16 protein-coding genes and 1 riboswitch are annotated in these 16,124 nt (G+C 34.8%); of the genes, 13 read left to right on the top strand and 3 right to left on the bottom strand.

Annotated features, from left to right (window positions below; genetic code table 11):
* Positions 1-4 precede the first annotated feature (4 nt).
* Positions 5-2,653 carry a YfhO family protein gene (locus FC86_RS06145; protein WP_056975188.1) on the bottom strand — a complete coding sequence of 883 codons (2,649 nt, stop codon included), beginning with the start codon at positions 2,651-2,653 and terminating at the stop codon, positions 5-7.
* Positions 2,654-2,757: 104 nt separating this feature from the next.
* Here FC86_RS06145 and FC86_RS06140 point away from each other — a divergent pair, with 104 nt between their 5' ends.
* The 7 genes from FC86_RS06140 (at position 2,758) to FC86_RS06115 (ending at position 7,993) form a co-directional block, all read left to right on the top strand.
* Positions 2,758-4,860 carry a peptidoglycan D,D-transpeptidase FtsI family protein gene (locus FC86_RS06140; protein ID WP_056975187.1) on the top strand — a complete coding sequence of 701 codons (2,103 nt, stop codon included), beginning with the start codon at positions 2,758-2,760 and terminating at the stop codon, positions 4,858-4,860.
* A 74-nt stretch (positions 4,861-4,934) separates the two neighbouring features.
* Complete coding sequence (gene rpmG / locus FC86_RS06500) at positions 4,935-5,084, top strand: 50S ribosomal protein L33 (RefSeq protein ID WP_082618877.1); 150 nt, start codon at positions 4,935-4,937, stop codon at positions 5,082-5,084.
* A 54-nt stretch (positions 5,085-5,138) separates the two neighbouring features.
* Positions 5,139-5,687: a 5-formyltetrahydrofolate cyclo-ligase gene (locus FC86_RS06135; protein WP_056975186.1), complete on the top strand. Its 549-nt coding sequence runs from the start codon at positions 5,139-5,141 to the stop codon at positions 5,685-5,687.
* Between the two features lie 16 nt (positions 5,688-5,703).
* Positions 5,704-6,411, top strand: coding sequence for a rhomboid family intramembrane serine protease (locus FC86_RS06130; protein WP_056975185.1), 708 nt, complete (start codon positions 5,704-5,706; stop codon positions 6,409-6,411).
* The gene (locus tag FC86_RS06125; RefSeq protein WP_056975184.1) at positions 6,411-6,623 is read left to right on the top strand and encodes a YqgQ family protein; all 213 of its coding nucleotides are present in this window, start codon (positions 6,411-6,413) and stop codon (positions 6,621-6,623) included. Before FC86_RS06130 ends, FC86_RS06125 begins: the two co-directional genes overlap by 1 nt.
* Positions 6,616-7,572, top strand: a complete 957-nt coding sequence (locus FC86_RS06120; RefSeq protein WP_056975183.1) for an ROK family glucokinase — start codon at positions 6,616-6,618, stop codon at positions 7,570-7,572. Before FC86_RS06125 ends, FC86_RS06120 begins: the two co-directional genes overlap by 8 nt.
* A gap of 22 nt (positions 7,573-7,594) precedes the next feature.
* Entirely contained in the window at positions 7,595-7,993 is a 399-nt protein-coding gene (locus FC86_RS06115) for a rhodanese-like domain-containing protein (RefSeq protein WP_056975182.1), read from the top strand.
* A 45-nt stretch (positions 7,994-8,038) separates the two neighbouring features.
* On the opposite strand, the gene FC86_RS06110 is transcribed toward FC86_RS06115, so the two are convergent.
* Positions 8,039-8,224, bottom strand: coding sequence for a DUF3042 family protein (locus FC86_RS06110; RefSeq protein ID WP_056975181.1), 186 nt, complete (start codon positions 8,222-8,224; stop codon positions 8,039-8,041).
* A 75-nt stretch (positions 8,225-8,299) separates the two neighbouring features.
* On the opposite strand from FC86_RS06110, the gene miaA reads away from it, so the two are divergent.
* The 3 genes from miaA (at position 8,300) to glnA (ending at position 11,024) form a co-directional block, all read left to right on the top strand.
* Positions 8,300-9,223 (top strand): tRNA (adenosine(37)-N6)-dimethylallyltransferase MiaA, encoded by a 924-nt coding sequence (miaA, locus tag FC86_RS06105; RefSeq protein WP_056975180.1) that lies wholly within the window; start codon positions 8,300-8,302, stop codon positions 9,221-9,223.
* A gap of 79 nt (positions 9,224-9,302) precedes the next feature.
* Positions 9,303-9,647 carry a MerR family transcriptional regulator gene (locus FC86_RS06100; protein WP_056975179.1) on the top strand — a complete coding sequence of 115 codons (345 nt, stop codon included), beginning with the start codon at positions 9,303-9,305 and terminating at the stop codon, positions 9,645-9,647.
* A gap of 39 nt (positions 9,648-9,686) precedes the next feature.
* Positions 9,687-11,024: a type I glutamate--ammonia ligase gene (gene glnA, locus FC86_RS06095; protein WP_056975178.1), complete on the top strand. Its 1,338-nt coding sequence runs from the start codon at positions 9,687-9,689 to the stop codon at positions 11,022-11,024.
* A 22-nt stretch (positions 11,025-11,046) separates the two neighbouring features.
* Here the strand turns inward: glnA and FC86_RS06090 are convergent, their stop codons facing one another.
* Positions 11,047-11,859 (bottom strand): LysR family transcriptional regulator, encoded by an 813-nt coding sequence (locus FC86_RS06090; protein ID WP_056975177.1) that lies wholly within the window; start codon positions 11,857-11,859, stop codon positions 11,047-11,049.
* Between the two features lie 118 nt (positions 11,860-11,977).
* Between FC86_RS06090 and FC86_RS06085 the strand changes: the two genes are divergently transcribed.
* From FC86_RS06085 to ppcA, 3 genes are all read left to right on the top strand, one after another.
* A complete protein-coding gene (locus FC86_RS06085) occupies positions 11,978-12,979 on the top strand; it encodes a YeiH family protein (protein WP_056975176.1) in 1,002 nt (333 codons plus the stop codon).
* A gap of 76 nt (positions 12,980-13,055) precedes the next feature.
* Positions 13,056-13,236, top strand: a riboswitch (Lysine riboswitch).
* A 114-nt stretch (positions 13,237-13,350) separates the two neighbouring features.
* The gene (locus FC86_RS06080) at positions 13,351-14,535 is read left to right on the top strand and encodes an aminotransferase class I/II-fold pyridoxal phosphate-dependent enzyme (RefSeq protein WP_056975175.1); all 1,185 of its coding nucleotides are present in this window, start codon (positions 13,351-13,353) and stop codon (positions 14,533-14,535) included.
* A 57-nt stretch (positions 14,536-14,592) separates the two neighbouring features.
* Positions 14,593-16,077 carry a phosphoenolpyruvate carboxylase gene (gene ppcA / locus FC86_RS06075; protein WP_236692301.1) on the top strand — a complete coding sequence of 495 codons (1,485 nt, stop codon included), beginning with the start codon at positions 14,593-14,595 and terminating at the stop codon, positions 16,075-16,077.
* Positions 16,078-16,124: the final 47 nt, after the last annotated feature.

Genomic DNA, 16,124 nt, shown 5'->3' with positions numbered 1-16,124 from the left:
CATTTTAGTCTAATTGACGTTTTTTTATTTTATGATGTGTATATAAACCACAAATTGTTAAGAAAAATGTCATACTGGATAATATTAACGGATAAATGACATAGTCTGGTTGATAGTAGTATTCAATGTGATGTGAGCCTTGTTCTAGAGGTAAACTCCAAAAAGTATTAGCCCACTTGGTAGGCTTTACAAGATTGCCATCAACTTTGAACTTCCAACCACTATCAGCGGGAATTGAAGTCATGAATCGTTTGTTTTCTGATAAATCAATATCTGACGTATAGTGCGTATTCGATAATTGTTTAGTATTTGTCGGTATTGATTTCAACGAGTCGATATCTGTTTTGAATGAACTATTATCAAATCTATATAAAGACAATAATGAAAACGACAAAAAGTCTTTTTGTAGTTCTAATTTAAAAGTGATTTTGATATCTTTTTGATTGCTAGCAATGTTTAAAACACGATTTTCATTCCCGCCAAGTGAGCTACCACTAACGATAATATCATTAATGTAAAGCTTAACTTGTTTGTTATCAAAGAAGTTTGGCACCAATAAGTAATAGGAATCGTTAGTTTCAGGTGTGAAACTATATTCAACTGTCGCTTTTTTACCTTGCTCTATTACGTGATAAGAAGTTGTATCTAGTGATTTTTCAACACTAACATTTGAAAGAGAAACCGCCATATCAGGTTGCTTTTTAAAGTAGGAGACTTGTTTATTTAGTAAATTAGATAGCAACTCTTCTTGATTTAAAATAGGTCGGTTAGTTGCCAAGGAAACTTCTGAGGAATTTTCTGGTGCAACAAATGAAATTGGTAAAGCATTATCATTTTTATAAACATCAATTTGATAGTTTTTCATGATTTTTTGGTAAGTATCCAGATCAGGTCTGGATGATAGTGTTGCAAATCGATTAGGCGTTTTGAATGGGAACTTATCTGAATTATCAGTGTAATTGTAATAATATTTAACGCCTAATAATGAGTCGGTTAGAAGAGTCCCATTTGTGTAGCTGTAGGAACTACCACTACTTTTAAGACCTATACGGTTCAAAAAACTACTTTGATAATAAGGAGTTAATGAGTTAAAGTGACTGATGCCGTTAAATTGGCCACTAAAAGGATCATCATTTGATCGATAATAAGTTTTTTCTGTTCGATAAAAACTATTATCCGAAGATTTGATTTTTTGGCTGGTATCTGCGTTTTGGTGTGAGTAATTAACGTAAGCACTATTTGATTGATAAGAAATGTTATTCAAACTTGCGGCAAAGTTACTTGAAAGGTCTAATGTGACAAGTGCCATCAATAAAATAGGAGCAATTGCACCCCATGCGTTAAACCGCTTATATAGGTAAATTCCCATTGCAAAGAACATGGCTGTAAAGGCGATATTTAACCAATCTAAAAATGTAAATTGCGTTAAGTTAATTGAGACAAAAATAATAGCTGCAGCAATTAACACTAGTTGAACAATCCAAGTTTTCTTACTATCAAACCTGATATTTTTGAGATAGTCGCTAGCTAGTATTAAACATAAGAAGACTAAACAAAATGTAAATCTACCTGGGAACCAAACAGGAAATTGTCCCATATGCCACATTAAAACAAGCGGAATAAAAGATAAAGAACCAATCATAAAGAAGAAAAGTCCAAAGAAACTAATTCTGATTCGTTTAGCAATGGCTTTGTTCATGAAGAAACCAATAACAGCTAGTAATAAAATACTGCTGAAGTAAATATTTGGCATACCATAAGACATCTGATTGAAGTCAAAGCTACCAATCATTAATTTTGCTAATGTATTTTGTGGAGGATATTGAAAGGCAAATTCGAATTGTGATCCTTGTGACTGCCCTTTACCAGTTAATAGTTCAAGCACAGTGGGAATTAATATAACAGCTGTTAAAAGAGCTGATAAAATATTGGTTGCGGCATATTTGACAAATAGTTTGCCCCAGTTTTTAGGACGATGAATAATCCAAAGTGTGATGTAATAAAAAAGCCCAAACAGTAAAGCCATGTACCCTGAGTAAAAGTTAGTAGTCAACAAAGCACAAGTTATTAATAACAATTTTTTGAAATTGGATTTTGAGATGAACCAATCATCAATGGTCTGAATTAAAATTGGGAGCAAGATAACAGCATCGAGCCACATCAAGTTGAAATTATTAGCCACAACAAAGCCACACATAGCATAAGCGGTTGATAGAGCTAAAGTTGTATAACCGTTTAAATGATTACGTCGATTAAAGTAATAAAAACTACTTAAACCAATAAAACCAATTTTAGTTAAGATAATAAAAAATATCCCCGTTGGGAAGAAGGCGGTAGGGACCAGTAACAAAATCAAATTAAATGGACTTAGTAAATAATAAGCCCAAGTTCCCGACATTGCACCACCTAGTCCCTTGCTAAATGAATAAAAAGCGTCACCAGGATTTTGAGTGACTGTGTGTTTGAAATAAGCCAAAAAGTCAATATATTGTTGACCTAAGTCTACTGTTAAAATTGAATTATCACCAAAAGGATAAGCACCTCTTAGTGCAAAATAAATCAAGAATAAAATAAAAGGTAATAAGAAACTGATCCATCTGAAAGTTTTGATGTTATCGACTTTTATTAGACGAGTTAGATATTTGTTTTGCATAATCTCCATCCATTGTTTAAAAAATTTTCAATACATTTGTACTGAATAGTAATCCACTCCAAATTTTGTTAAAATAATTTTATTATATTAAGGAATGAATTGTCGTGAAATATTTAAAAAAGTTAAAAAATTCAACAAAAAAAAGCACCTCTTCAATCCCTACAAGAATGAATATTCTTTTGGGCGTTATTTTTATTTTATTTGCGTTACTTATTATCCAATCAGGTCATTTGCAATTGAATTATGGAAGCCGGTTTCGTGCTGAAGTCGATACATCAGACCGCAACCTTGTTCAAGCTAATGTTCCCAGAGGAATCATGTATGATTCAAAAGGACGTGTATTGGTTGGAAATGAATCAAAAAATGCCATCACTTATACTCGTGGGATGAATTTAACCACGAAAGGGATGAAAGAAATAAGTGACGACCTTAGTCAGTATATCTCTTTAGACGGTGACAGTGCAACTAGTCAAGACTTAGCAACTTACTATTTAAGTGATACAAGGAATTATAGTGATTTGTTAGCTAAGATGCCTAAAGAGCAGACAGATGCCACAAAATTATCAAGCACACAAATCTATGCTAATGCTGTGAAATATTATATTGGTCAAAAACCACAAGTCACTGACAAGCAAAAGTCAGCATCTATTATGCTACGCAAGATAAGTGCTGCTTCAATGCTTTCGACAGTTTATGTAAAAAATAATAATTTAACCGATAAAGAAGTGGCACTAGTTGCTGAACATTTATCAGAATTACCGGGAGTCAATATTGGTACTGACTGGACAAGAGTTTATCCAAATGGTGACTCTGTTCAAAGTGTTATTGGACGGGTTTCTAGTGAACAAGCAGGACTACCAAGTGACCGGTTGCAATACTACTTAACTCAAGGATATTTGAGAAACGATCGTGTTGGAACTAGTTATTTAGAGCGTCAATATGAGCCGATTTTAAGAGGAACTAAAGCACTTAATCAAGTGAATATTTCATCTTCAGATAATACTATTGAGGAAATCAACACAGTTTATCCTGGATCAAAAGGAAGCAGTCTGACTTTTACTTTAGACTTACAGTATCAACAGATGATTTCAGATAGCTTGAATAAGTATTATCAAAAAGCTCAAGCTGATGGTGTAACAAAATATTCTGCAGGAGCTTATGCTGTGGCAACTAATCCTAAAACGGGTGCCATACTTGGAATTGCTGGCATTGGGCGAAACCCTAAAACTGGCGAAACCTATAGTGATGCTTTGGGAACCATTAATCACGCCTTCACAATGGGGTCTGTTATTAAGGGTGCAACTGTTCTTGGAGGATTGATGAACGGTGCGGTAACCCCTCAATCCAATACTCTACCTGAAGAGGCTATTTATTTAAGAGGAACTCCGGTTATGAAATCGGTTTATCCGCTAGGGACTTTCTCAGCATTAAATGCACAAACAGCGTTAGAAGTTTCTTCTAATATTTACATGATGCAACTGACGCTAAGGTGGTTAAAAGCGGGGTATGTTGCTAATGATTACATAACAATGCCGCAAGATGCTTTTGTGCAAATGCGTAATATTTATTCTCAATTTGGACTAGGTGTTAAGACAGGAATTGATTTACCTAGTGAAGTTGCCGGTTACCCAGGGCGGTCATTTGATACAAAAGGTAATTTGTTATCAGGATCTGCACTGGCGCTTTCTTTTGGTAACTATGATGGGTATACTGTGATGCAATTAGCTCAGTATGTTTCGACAATTGCAAATGGTGGCTATCGTATGAAACCTTATCTTGTTAAATCTATTGGACAAACAACTGACGACAATAAATCCTTTATGACGCAGCACACCAATTCCCCAGAAGTGTTGAACAAAATTGATTTCACATCAGAACAATTACAGGTAGTTAAAGAAGGGTTTTCTCAAGTGGTTCATGGGCATAATGCTTGGGGGACAGCTCATACACTTGCTGATATTCAGCCTGCTGTTGCTGGTAAAACAGGGACTGCACAGACTTTTTATTATGATCCTGATAACCCAGGAAATCCTAACGCACCTGAAACGACAACATCGAGTTTTGTAGGGTATGCACCTGCAGATGATCCCCAAATTGCGATATCTGTTGTTTTTCCTGACTTAGATGTTAATTCCCAGGGACACTACAATTTAGACGTAGCACACGAGATGTTTACAAATTACTTTAAATTGAATCCACAAAAATAGTAGAAAAATCAAAAAAAAAATGTTATTATATACGAGTTAAATGCATCATAGAGAATTTAGGGGGTGTCATACGCATGAACGTAAATATTAACTTAGAGTGTACATCTTGTCACGAACGTCTTTACTTAACAAAGAAAAATAAACGTAACCACCCACAACGTTTAGAATTAAAGAAGTACTGCCCTCGTGAGAGACATGTCACACTTCATCGTGAAACAAAATAATGAAAACAGCAGGGCTAACCTGTTGTTTTTTTAATATATAAAAGGATTTCTATTATGGATAAGACCGAGCTCAGAAAAGTACAGTTTAAGAGATTACAAGAATTTTCTAAAACCACTCAAAAGCAACGAGAAGAAATCAGCTTATTTCACCAGTTTACTTCGCATCCAAAGGTTAAAATAGCTGAGACTATTGGGTTGACTATCGGAGACATGTTTGAAGTAGACACGCTTCCTTTGATTGAGGCGTTGCTTGAAATGGGGAAATCGGTTTATTTAGCTAAAGTACGACCAAAAAAGCAGATGGATTTTATTGCTTATAATTCAGGTGATGGGTTACATCAGTCTAAATTTGGTGTATTAGAACCTAAAAAAGAGTCACCAGTTAAAAATCAGTTAGATTTAATTGTGGTACCGGCGCTAGCAATTAGCAAAACTCACCGCTATCGTGTTGGTTTTGGTGGTGGTTATTTTGATCGTTTCCTAAATCAATATCAAAGTAAAACCGTAACTTTAGCGCTAACGCCGATGATATTTGAAAAAGCAGAGTGGCCGGTTTCTATGATGGATGTTCCAATTGACGAGTTAATTATTCCTGGTGAATAGTAAAGGAGTCTAGTAATTGCAAAAAATTAAACGTTTTATTACTTCAGACATGGTTGTTACTTATACCTTATTAGGTGTAATGGCATTAGTATTTTTGTTTGAATGTCTAAGTAGTCGTCGACTAGCCTTGTTTGATAGTGCGATAGATTCAGGAACATTATTGAACTTTGGTTCGTTATTTAATCCATTGGTTATCATGTTTAATCAATGGTGGCGACTAATCACCGCTCAGTTTATTCATATAAATTTACTACATTTTATCTCCAACGCTGTTATGATTTACTATGTCAGTCAATTTTTAGAACCTACTTTAGGAAAAATAAAGTATTTGAGTGTTTTTTTACTATCAGGAATTGGCGGAAATTTAATGTCTTTAGCCTTTGGTTCGGACTTAACGGTTTCTGCAGGTGCAAGCACTAGCTTATTTGGATTGTTTGGTGTGATTCTCGTTTTAGTGTGGGATAATCAAACACCCGCTATGATGGCTATTAAGCAACAATTTTTAGCCTTAGCTATTTTGAATTTAGTGCTCGATTTATTTATTTCAGATATTAACATTCAAGGGCATTTTGGAGGCTTATTATTTGGTGTATTATTTGGTATAATATTCGGTGGTCAAAAAAATCAAAAATTATATGCTACAAGATGGCGAATAGTTGCGATTTTTGCTACTATAATCTTGACATTAATTTTAATTGGAATAGGAATGCAGGTTTCGTACTAATGAAACAATTGTATGACGTTCAACAATTATTAAAGCGGTTCAATATTTATGTTTATGTTGGTAAGCGTAAGTGGGATATTGAGTTGATGGCACTGGAGCTAGATAATATTTATCATTCTGGCCTGATTACCCAAAAGGAATTTATTTCCGCAAAAGTAGTATTACAGCATGAATATGAAATTGAAAAGAGAAAGGAAGAACAACGTGGATAAAAAATTAATTGGTGTCGACTTAGGAGGCACCACAATTAAGTTCGCTATTTTAACTAACAATGGAGAGATTCAACAACGTTGGGCAGAAGATACAAATATTTTAGATGATGGTTCACACATCATTCCTGATATTATCAAATCTATCAACCACCATTTGAATCTTTATCACATGAAACCAGAACAATTTGCTGGAATTGGAATGGGATCTCCTGGTAGTGTTAATCAAAAGGATGGTTCTGTTGTTGGCGCTTACAACTTAAATTGGCGTAAACCAGTGTTCCCTAGACGTGATATTGAAGAAGGTACAGGAATTCCTGTTTTCATCGATAACGATGCTAATGTAGCAGCTCTTGGTGAAAAATGGAAAGGTGCCGGTGATAATGCCTCTAACGTTGCCTTTGCGACTCTTGGAACAGGTGTTGGTGGTGGAATTATCGTTAACGATCAAATCGTTCATGGTGCTGCTGGTGCTGCAGGTGAAATTGGTCATATTATCGTTGAACGCCATGGATACAGATGTACTTGTGGAAACAATGGTTGTTTAGAAACAGTTGCTAGTGCAACTGGTATTGTACGTGTGGCTAGAGATTTAGCAGAAGAATATGCTGGTAACTCATCACTAAAACGCCTACTGGATGCTGGTGAAGAAATCAGTGCAAAAATTGTGTTTGATTTAGCTAAGAAAGATGATCCATTGGCTGTACGTGTTATCAACCGTATCTGTGATTATTTAGGATACGCACTCGCTAATATTTCCAACACACTAAACCCTGATTTTGTTGTTATCGGTGGTGGGGTTTCTGCTGCAGGTGACTTATTGCTAAACAAAACAACTGAAGCATTTGAAGAATCAGCATTCCCAAGCGTTAGAACTTCAACCAAATTACGCTTAGCCTCACTAGGAAATGAAGCTGGCGTTATCGGTGCTGCTTCACTAATTGTTCAATAAAAAAGCATAAGGGGATTTCGACATGTTAGTTTTATACGTTGTTTTAGCAATTATTGTGTTGGCAATCTTGTTTAATTGGTTATACATTCGTTTTTACAGTAAAAAATTAGCGGGTGCATTGTCTAATGAAGATTTTCAAAACACTATGCGCAAAGCACAGATTATTGACTTACGTGGAACAGATGCGTTCGATCAATCTCATATTTTAGGAGCTCGTAGTATACCTTATACACAACTTAAAATGTCTTTTGCTGAAATGAGACCCGACTTGCCTGTTTACTTATATGCAGATGGCCAAAGCATTTGTGTACGTGCAGCAAGATATCTTGTTAGCAAAAAAGGATTTAAGAATGTTAAATGGTTGAAAAAAGGTTATCGAGACTGGGAAGGCAAAACAAAGTCTTCTCCAAAAAGTTACTAAATAAAAAAGCTTGGTTATTAACCAAGCTTTTTTATTTAGTTATATTTATTTTGCACGACGATGTGCGGATAAACTCTTACGAATTGCGCGACGGCGGTTTTCTTCAATACGTGCAACTTCTTGTTCTTCTGGTTCTACAACTTTTTTCTTGAATGTGAATGCAGCACCTGCAAGAGATGCTACAGTAAGAGCAGTACCAGTTAAAACGCCACCTAAAAATTTTTTAGCCATCTGAAATTCCTCCTTTGAATTGTTAAACCGATTTTATCATAGTTTTAGAAATATATTAATAAAGGACTGTCTAATTTGAAAAAAATATTAATTGTAGCAGGGCCAACTGCTGTCGGGAAAACAGCATTTGGAATCGAACTGGCGCAAAAGTTTAACGGAGAAATAATATCAGGAGACTCAATGCAAGTTTATCGTGAAGTCTCCATTGCGACAGCTAAACCGTCATTACAAGAACAAAAACAAGCAACTCATCATTTGATTAATACGCAAAGTATTTATGATGAGTTTTCTGTTAAAGAATTCGTTGAAAAAGCTGATCAAAAGATTTCTGAAATTACTTCACGAGGTAAGTTGCCAATTATTGTAGGGGGTACAGGCTTTTATTTAAATACATTGATACACGATTTTAAATTGGGGGCAGAAAAAGACGAGAACTATTTCAACATTGAAGAAAACTATCAAAACATGCTTGAGGAAAAAGGTGAAGTCTATCTTTGGCAACTGTTGTCTGAAAAAGACAAAGCTGCAGCTGAGAAAATCCCTAAAGAAAATCATAGACGAGTGATTAGGGCGCTAACCGTAATTAAAGTAACAGGACAATTGTTTTCAAAGCAACAAGAAAGTCTCTCTGTTAAATATGATGCTTTATTGTTGGGTTTAAACACTGATAGAGAAGTTTTATATCAAAGAATCAATCAAAGAGTTGATTATATGATGACAGAAGGATTACTTGATGAAGCAAAACTAATCTATCAAAATCAAAATCGAATTTATCAAGCTAAACAAGCTATAGGTTATAAAGAATTTTTTGCTTACTTCGATAACAATGTAACATATGAAAAAGCCATTGAGCAGTTAAAGCAAAGTTCAAGACGCTATGCAAAACGCCAATTAACTTACTTTAGAAATAAATTACCCATGCATTGGATTGATCCAGTGACCAAAGATAGCCAGTATAATAGTATTTTGAAAGATATTTCAAACTGGTTGAAAAAATAGTGTTAGAAAACCTAACATCAGAGGTTGTGAATTATAAAAAGTGCTGTTATTCTATTGGTGTGTTGATGAGGTATTAAAAATGGATGAGATAAAACAAAGAAAATCACAGCCGTTATTAAAAATTTCGATTGTGATGGAATTGACGGGTTTGACTGCTCGTCAAATTCGCTATTATGAAGATCAAAAGTTAATCAATGTTTATCGTACAAAAGGGAAACAGCGATTATATTCATTAAATCAAGTTGATATTTTATTAATCATAAAGCAGCATTTAAGTGATGGATTCAATATTGAAGACATCAGGGCGTACTTTGATAGTCAAAAACGCCAGAAAAAAGCTGTTAACGATAAACAAGCTAGACGTTTATTATTTGATGAAATGATGAACAATAGTCCTTTTGGTTCATCCAATCAGCACTACTAAATTTATAAGTTAAAGGATAGTTACGACGGAGGAAAAAGAATGTCAAAGGCATATACAAAGCAAGAGATTAGAGAAATTGTTGAACAAGAAAATGTTAAATTTTTAAGATTAATGTTTACAGATATTAATGGTGCTATCAAGAATGTTGAAGTTCCAGCAAGTCAACTAGAAAAAGTCTTGAATAATGAAGCTGCTTTTGACGGTTCTTCAATTGACGGATTTGTAAGAATTGAAGAAAGTGACATGTTACTACATCCAGATTTATCAACCTGGTTGATTTTCCCTTGGGAAGTAGAACATGGCAAAGTAGCACGATTAATCTGTGATGTTTATATGCCAGATGGCACACCATTTAAAGGAGATCCTCGTTACAATCTTCGTCGTGTTTTAAAACAAATGCAAGACCAAGGTTATTCAGCATTCAATATTGGACCTGAACCCGAATTCTTCTTATTTAGACTAAATGAAAACAACAAACCATCACTTGATTTAAATGACCAAGGTGGATATTTTGATTTAGCTCCAGTTGATTTAGGTGAAAACACACGTCGTGATATTGTTTTAGAACTTGAAAAAATGAATTTTGAAATTGAAGCTAGCCATCACGAAGTAGCACCTGGTCAGCATGAAATCGACTTTAAATATGCGGATGCACTTGAAGCAGCCGACAAAATACAAACTTTTAAATTAGTAGTGAAGACTGTTGCACGAAAACACGGGTTACATGCAACATTCATGCCAAAACCTCTACAAGGAATTAATGGATCAGGGATGCATATTAATATGTCACTATTCAAAGATGGTGATAATGTATTCTTTGATAAAAATACAGATAACCAACTATCTAAAGAAGCCATGTACTTCTTATCAGGTATCTTGAATCATGCAAAAGCATTGACAGCGTTGAACAACCCAACGGTTAACTCATATAAGCGTCTAGTGCCAGGGTTTGAAGCACCTGTGTACATTGCTTGGTCAGGTACAAACCGTTCACCTCTTATCCGTGTTCCACAATCACGTGGACTAGGAACTCGTCTTGAATTAAGAAGTGTTGATCCAGCAGCTAACCCATACTTAGCTATTGCAGGAATCTTATCAGCGGGTCTTGAAGGACTTGAAACTAAAGAATTACCAGTAGAATCTGTTGATCGTAACATTTACCACATGACAGATGAAGAACGTCGTGAAAACAATATTACTGATCTTCCAGGAACATTGAATGAAGCGGTTGATGAATTCGCAGAAGATGCTGTTATCAAGGAAGCATTAGGCGAACACTTAACACAAAGCTTTATAGATTCTAAGAAACTTGAATGGTCAGCGTACCGTCAAACCGTTTCTGAATGGGAAAGAGAACAATACATGGAACTATATTAAAAGTAGAAGCTGTCTGAATAATTCAGATAGCTTTTTTTATTTTGTCGATAAAGTTTGTGATCGAAGGATGGGTTTCAAACTTTTGATAAATGAGGTAAAAGTGTCTAAAAAATGGAACCCCTAGGTCTTGAAATTTAATGGTGTCATCAATTGCATCTAAGCTTACAATCGATTTACCAACTCCTTGCTTCAAAAGATCCACGATTAACTGATTATTTTTAATAATAATACTATTTTTAGGTACAATGTTATGACTATTCAGATACTTTTTAGTGTAGTGATAAACGCCAGAACCTTCTTCTCTGAGCAACCATGTATCAGATTTGAGATTACCGGCTAATACTAATTGATCTGTTTTTATTTTTTCAGTAATAATTAAATTGTGATGAACAGGTTTTTCAACGATACCAAAAGCCAAGCGATGATTTAATACATCATCTAAAATTTCTTTAGAATTATGTACTTCAGCTGCTAAATTATACTCGTTATAAATAGCAGGAGGTAATTGAGATAGCAATTGGGGGACGAAAGTATGCGCGCTAGTTTGCGAACACGCGAATAATAAATCATATTTTTTGGGATTATCACTAATATCGGTTTGAATAGTTTGCCATTCTTTCAGAATTTTTGTGGTGCTTTGATATAGTCTGGTGGCATTAGGTGTTGGCTCAAGTTTAGCTTTACCATTTCTAATGAATAATTGTGTATTCAATCTTTCTTCTAGCTGTTTAATGTGCAATGAGAGGCTAGGTTGAGAAGAAAAAAGTTGTTCAGCTGCTTTTGAAAATGACAACGTTTCATATACAGCAATAAAAGTGTGTAGTAATTTGAACATAGGAGTCCTTTCTTTTTGTTATTAAGGTTATTAATAGTATATATAGTTATTATCTATTAAACAAATACCAATATTAATGATGTGGTATAGTTATGCCTGTACTGAAGGAGAGGAAAATATGAAAATAAAAAAATCTTTTTTACCAGGTATTGCAGTGACATTACTTGTCTCTGTTGTTGCTAAATATTTAGCAATTTATTTACCTTTTATTGGAGCAGAATCTTTGGCCATGTTGATGGGGATTTTGTTAGGTAATACTGTTTTAACACAGTCTAAGCTAAATTCAGGTGTTAAATGGTCAGAAAAATATCCCATTGAAATTGGAATTGCACTACTAGGGTTAACAGTAACGCTTAAAACTATAGAGTCTTTAGGGATTAATGGTATTTTATTTATTGTGTTGCAGATGTTGTTGACTATCATTGTGGCAATAGTGTTAGGGAAAAGAGTCTTTAAGGTATCAAAAAAATCATCGCTTTTAATGGCGGCAGGTAATGCTGTGTGTGGATCAAGTGCAATTGCGGCTGTATCGCCAGAAATCAAAGCAAATGATGATGAAAGACGAACTGCAGTAGCAACAGTTAGTTTAGTTGGAATTGTCTTATTAATTATTCTGCCAATTGTCGGTCCTGTTGTACTCGGTAAGCAAGACTTACTTTTAGGTGCATTAATAGGTGGGACTCTTCAATCTGTAGGACAAGTTGTGGGGACAGCGTCTTTAATTAATCAAGACGTGACAACATATGCAACACTATTTAAAATGTTGCGAGTGATTTTATTATCGGTAGTGGTTATCAGTTTTGCAAGAATGGCTCAGGGAAAAAGTCAAAAAACTGCCCAACCTAAAAAATCAGTTAGCCAATACATTAAAGTACCTTGGTTTATTTTGGCATTTATTATTTTTATTTTGATTAATAGTTATGTTAGTTTACCAACGCAGCTAACGCATAGTGCAAAAGAATTAACCAGTTTCTCTGGTGTTATTAATCTTGCTGGTATCGGCTTAAACTTAAAATTGAAAACGATTAAAGATTCCGGTAGTCGATTTTTAGGTTATGGATTATTAATTAGTTTGCTGCAAGTTGTAGGTGCAATCAGTTTAATCAAACTATTGTTTTAGTTACTTATCATTAGTAAATAATTAAATAAAAATGAAATGGGAGCTTGAATTACACGAAAAAATAACTTATAGTTAATTTAGTAGAAGAGGTCGCAATTGACAACAGCTAGTTAGCTCGCTATCACAATAGTATTAGTTAAAATTAGTGAGGGGATATTGCCGAAACGTCAAAGAGTTGTGACGATTTGATGTTGGGGTGTGGTTGAACAAATCACAAACTGTCATAAGCACATAACTTATGGAGAGCTATCGACAAATTGACGTCTAAAACATTTAGATTCTTTTGTCTGCCCAGACAAAGGAATCTTTTTTGTCTAATATTTTAAGTAGCCACTCTTTTGAATAATAATTTACGGAAATAGGAGACTGTCATGCCAGATTTATCGTCAAAATTAAGTGCAACATACAACGAAAAGTTAGACTTAGTTAATCCTTCGGGAATTAGAAGCTTTGATCAAAAAATATCAGCTATCGAAGACATTGTGAAATTAACAATTGGAGAACCTGATTTAGATACCCCCAATCATATCAAAAATGCTGCAGTAGAAAGTATTCAAAATAATGATTCTCACTACTCAGCTCAAACGGGTAAATTAGAGCTTAGAAAAGCAGTTTCTGATTATTTAAAGCGTCAGCAAGGTTTAAATTATAATCCAGAAGATGAAATAATCGTGACAATTGGTGCAACAGAAGCTATTTATGCAACTTTTGAAACAATGCTAAATCCAGGGGACAAAGTGATTGTCCCAACGCCAACGTTTGCCCTTTATTTTCCAATTATTGAATTACTAGGTGCACATCCTATTATGGTTGATACCTCACAAACAGGATTTCAACTAACACCAGAAAAATTAGAAGAAGTTATCAAAGAAGAGGGTTCATCGGTTAAGGCGGTCTTACTCAATTATCCAAGTAATCCAACGGGAGTCGAATACGACAAAGAAACGGTAAAAGCTTTGGCTGATGTTATTAAGCAGCATGATATTTTTGTTGTCACAGATGAAATATATTGTGAATTAACTTATGGTGTTGACCATTTTTCGATTGCTAAGTTATTGCCTCAACAATCAATTTATATTAACGGATTATCTAAATCTCATGCTATGACCGGATACCGAATTGGTTATGTTTGTGGGCCAAAAGAATTTATGTCAAAAGTTACAAAAGTACATGCTTTCATGGTGACGTCACCTTCTAATCCTGCACAGGCTGCGGCTACAGAAGCTTTAAATAATGGAGATGAAGATGCGGTTGCAATGCGCAAAATTTATCAAAAACGCCGTGACTTAATTGTTGATGAATTAACAAGTATGAACTTTGAAATGGCTAAACCTCATGGAGCATTTTATTTGTTTGCTAAAATACCAGCATCCTGCACACAGGATTCTTACCAGTTCGCACTAGAATTAGCTGAACAAGCAAAAGTCGGTGTTATTCCTGGAAGTGCTTTTGGTAAAGGTGGACAGGGTTACATTCGTTTTTCATATGCAGCTTCTGAAGCTGATATTCAGCTAGCAATGGATCGTATTCGTGATTACCTTAACACAGTCAGATAATTAATAACTTGAAATCAGGAGGACAATCAATTGACAGACAGAATGATACCAAATGTAATGGGAACTCAACACCCTGACAATGCCAATATTCCGTTCTTTAAAAAGCATCATAGTCCGTTTGTTTCAGCATTTGAAGAAATAGATGAAGCATATGCTAACTTTTCAACTCTAGATGCCGATGAATATATGTGGGATTGGGAAGGAAAGCATGCCGATTCTTCTGTTATTAGCCGTTTGTACACTAAACAATATGATTATTTTAAAAATCACGAACTTGGTGATGACAAATTTTTAACGTTTAGACTACCTAATATCTGGGAAGAAAAAGGTTATAGTTTGATGCAAGCTATGACAACAATGATGTTGGCAGAAGATTTTGCAGATGATTTAAAGTTCAAAAAGCGCCCGCTATTTGAAGCAGTTTTGCCAATGACTAAAAGTGCAGATCAATTGATTGCTATGGAAGATAAGTTTGCATCGCTTGCACAATTCAAGAATAAAGAGTTTGAAAATACTCACCCTAATAGTGATCAGCTCCAAATGATTCCATTATTCGAAAGTTTTGAAGCACAATTAGATGCTCCTGAAATTTTAAAAGAATATATGGTCATGTATGAAAAACACTTCAATCGACCAATTAAGTATCTACGTGTTTTTCTAGCAGGTTCTGATTCTGCACTTTCAAATGGTTTCTTAAATAGTATTATTGGAAATAAATTAGCATTGTCAAGACTAGGAGCATTTTCAAAAGAAAGTGGTGTGCCGGTTTATCCAATTGCTGGGGTAGGAAGTACAATCTTTAGAGGGGGGCTTTCTCCTAAATCCGTTGACCGTTATCTTCAAGAATTTCCTGGATTAAAAACAGCAACTGTTCAATCGGCCTTTCGTTATGATTATCCAATTGATGAAGTTAAATCAGCAATTGATAAATTACGTAATGGGCTACGTCAAAGTGAGTTTAATATTGTGAATTCAGCTGACGAAGCGATTTTGCTTGAAATCGCAGCAAAAACAGCTAAAGAGTACCATCGTACACTAGATCCGTTGATTAATGACTTGCAATCTGTTTTTGATGCTTTTCCCAAACGTCGTGACCGTCATCAACACGTGGGGATGGTTGGTTATTCTCGTGATGTTGATGGTTACAAGATGCCTCGTGCGATTACGTTTACCGGCTCTTTATACTCGGTGGGAATTCCACCAGAAATAATCGGGTCAGGACAAGCATTGAGTAAATTATCAGAAGATGAATGGGCAACTTTACAAAGCTACTATCCAAATATGAAACGTGACTTTGAACATGTATTAGGCTTTTATAGTCCAGAGGCAATGGCAGTCTTAAAACAAATCAATCCAGAATTTGGTAAGATTGAAGCCGATGTCGCCGATTTAACGAAACGTTTTGGTATTGAAGCTGGTCCAAAAACAAAAGAACAAGCTCAACATTCTCAACTAGCAACAGATTTAGTCAGCATTTCAGATAAAGAAGTTCAGACTTTATTGATTGAAAAAATGAGTAAGCTAAGAAGATTCTTAGGCTAACAAAAAAGACATTTGCAAAAGCAAATGTCTTTTTTGTTACGTTATTA

It is taken from the genome of Holzapfeliella floricola DSM 23037 = JCM 16512 (assembly GCF_001436605.1).
Classification (GTDB): Bacteria; Bacillota; Bacilli; order Lactobacillales; family Lactobacillaceae; genus Holzapfeliella; species Holzapfeliella floricola.
The sequence above is the reverse complement of the archived record's forward strand: the minus strand, read 5'-3'. Positions and strand labels throughout refer to the sequence as shown.

Bases quoted from the DNA above. Each gene is read 5' to 3' on its own strand.
- FC86_RS06090 (WP_056975177.1), bottom strand. From the start codon at position 11,859: ATGTTCAAATTACTACACACTTTTATTGCTGTATATGAAACGTTGTCA.
- FC86_RS06110 (WP_056975181.1), bottom strand. From the start codon at position 8,224: ATGGCTAAAAAATTTTTAGGTGGCGTTTTAACTGGTACTGCTCTTACT.
- rpmG (WP_082618877.1), top strand. From the start codon at position 4,935: ATGAACGTAAATATTAACTTAGAGTGTACATCTTGTCACGAACGTCTT.
- FC86_RS06145 (WP_056975188.1), bottom strand. From the start codon at position 2,653: ATGCAAAACAAATATCTAACTCGTCTAATAAAAGTCGATAACATCAAA.
- FC86_RS06100 (WP_056975179.1), top strand. From the start codon at position 9,303: ATGGATGAGATAAAACAAAGAAAATCACAGCCGTTATTAAAAATTTCG.
- FC86_RS06080 (WP_056975175.1), top strand. From the start codon at position 13,351: ATGCCAGATTTATCGTCAAAATTAAGTGCAACATACAACGAAAAGTTA.
- FC86_RS06115 (WP_056975182.1), top strand. From the start codon at position 7,595: ATGTTAGTTTTATACGTTGTTTTAGCAATTATTGTGTTGGCAATCTTG.
- glnA (WP_056975178.1), top strand. From the start codon at position 9,687: ATGTCAAAGGCATATACAAAGCAAGAGATTAGAGAAATTGTTGAACAA.
- FC86_RS06125 (WP_056975184.1), top strand. From the start codon at position 6,411: ATGAAACAATTGTATGACGTTCAACAATTATTAAAGCGGTTCAATATT.
- FC86_RS06085 (WP_056975176.1), top strand. From the start codon at position 11,978: ATGAAAATAAAAAAATCTTTTTTACCAGGTATTGCAGTGACATTACTT.
- FC86_RS06135 (WP_056975186.1), top strand. From the start codon at position 5,139: ATGGATAAGACCGAGCTCAGAAAAGTACAGTTTAAGAGATTACAAGAA.
- ppcA (WP_236692301.1), top strand. From the start codon at position 14,593: ATGGGAACTCAACACCCTGACAATGCCAATATTCCGTTCTTTAAAAAG.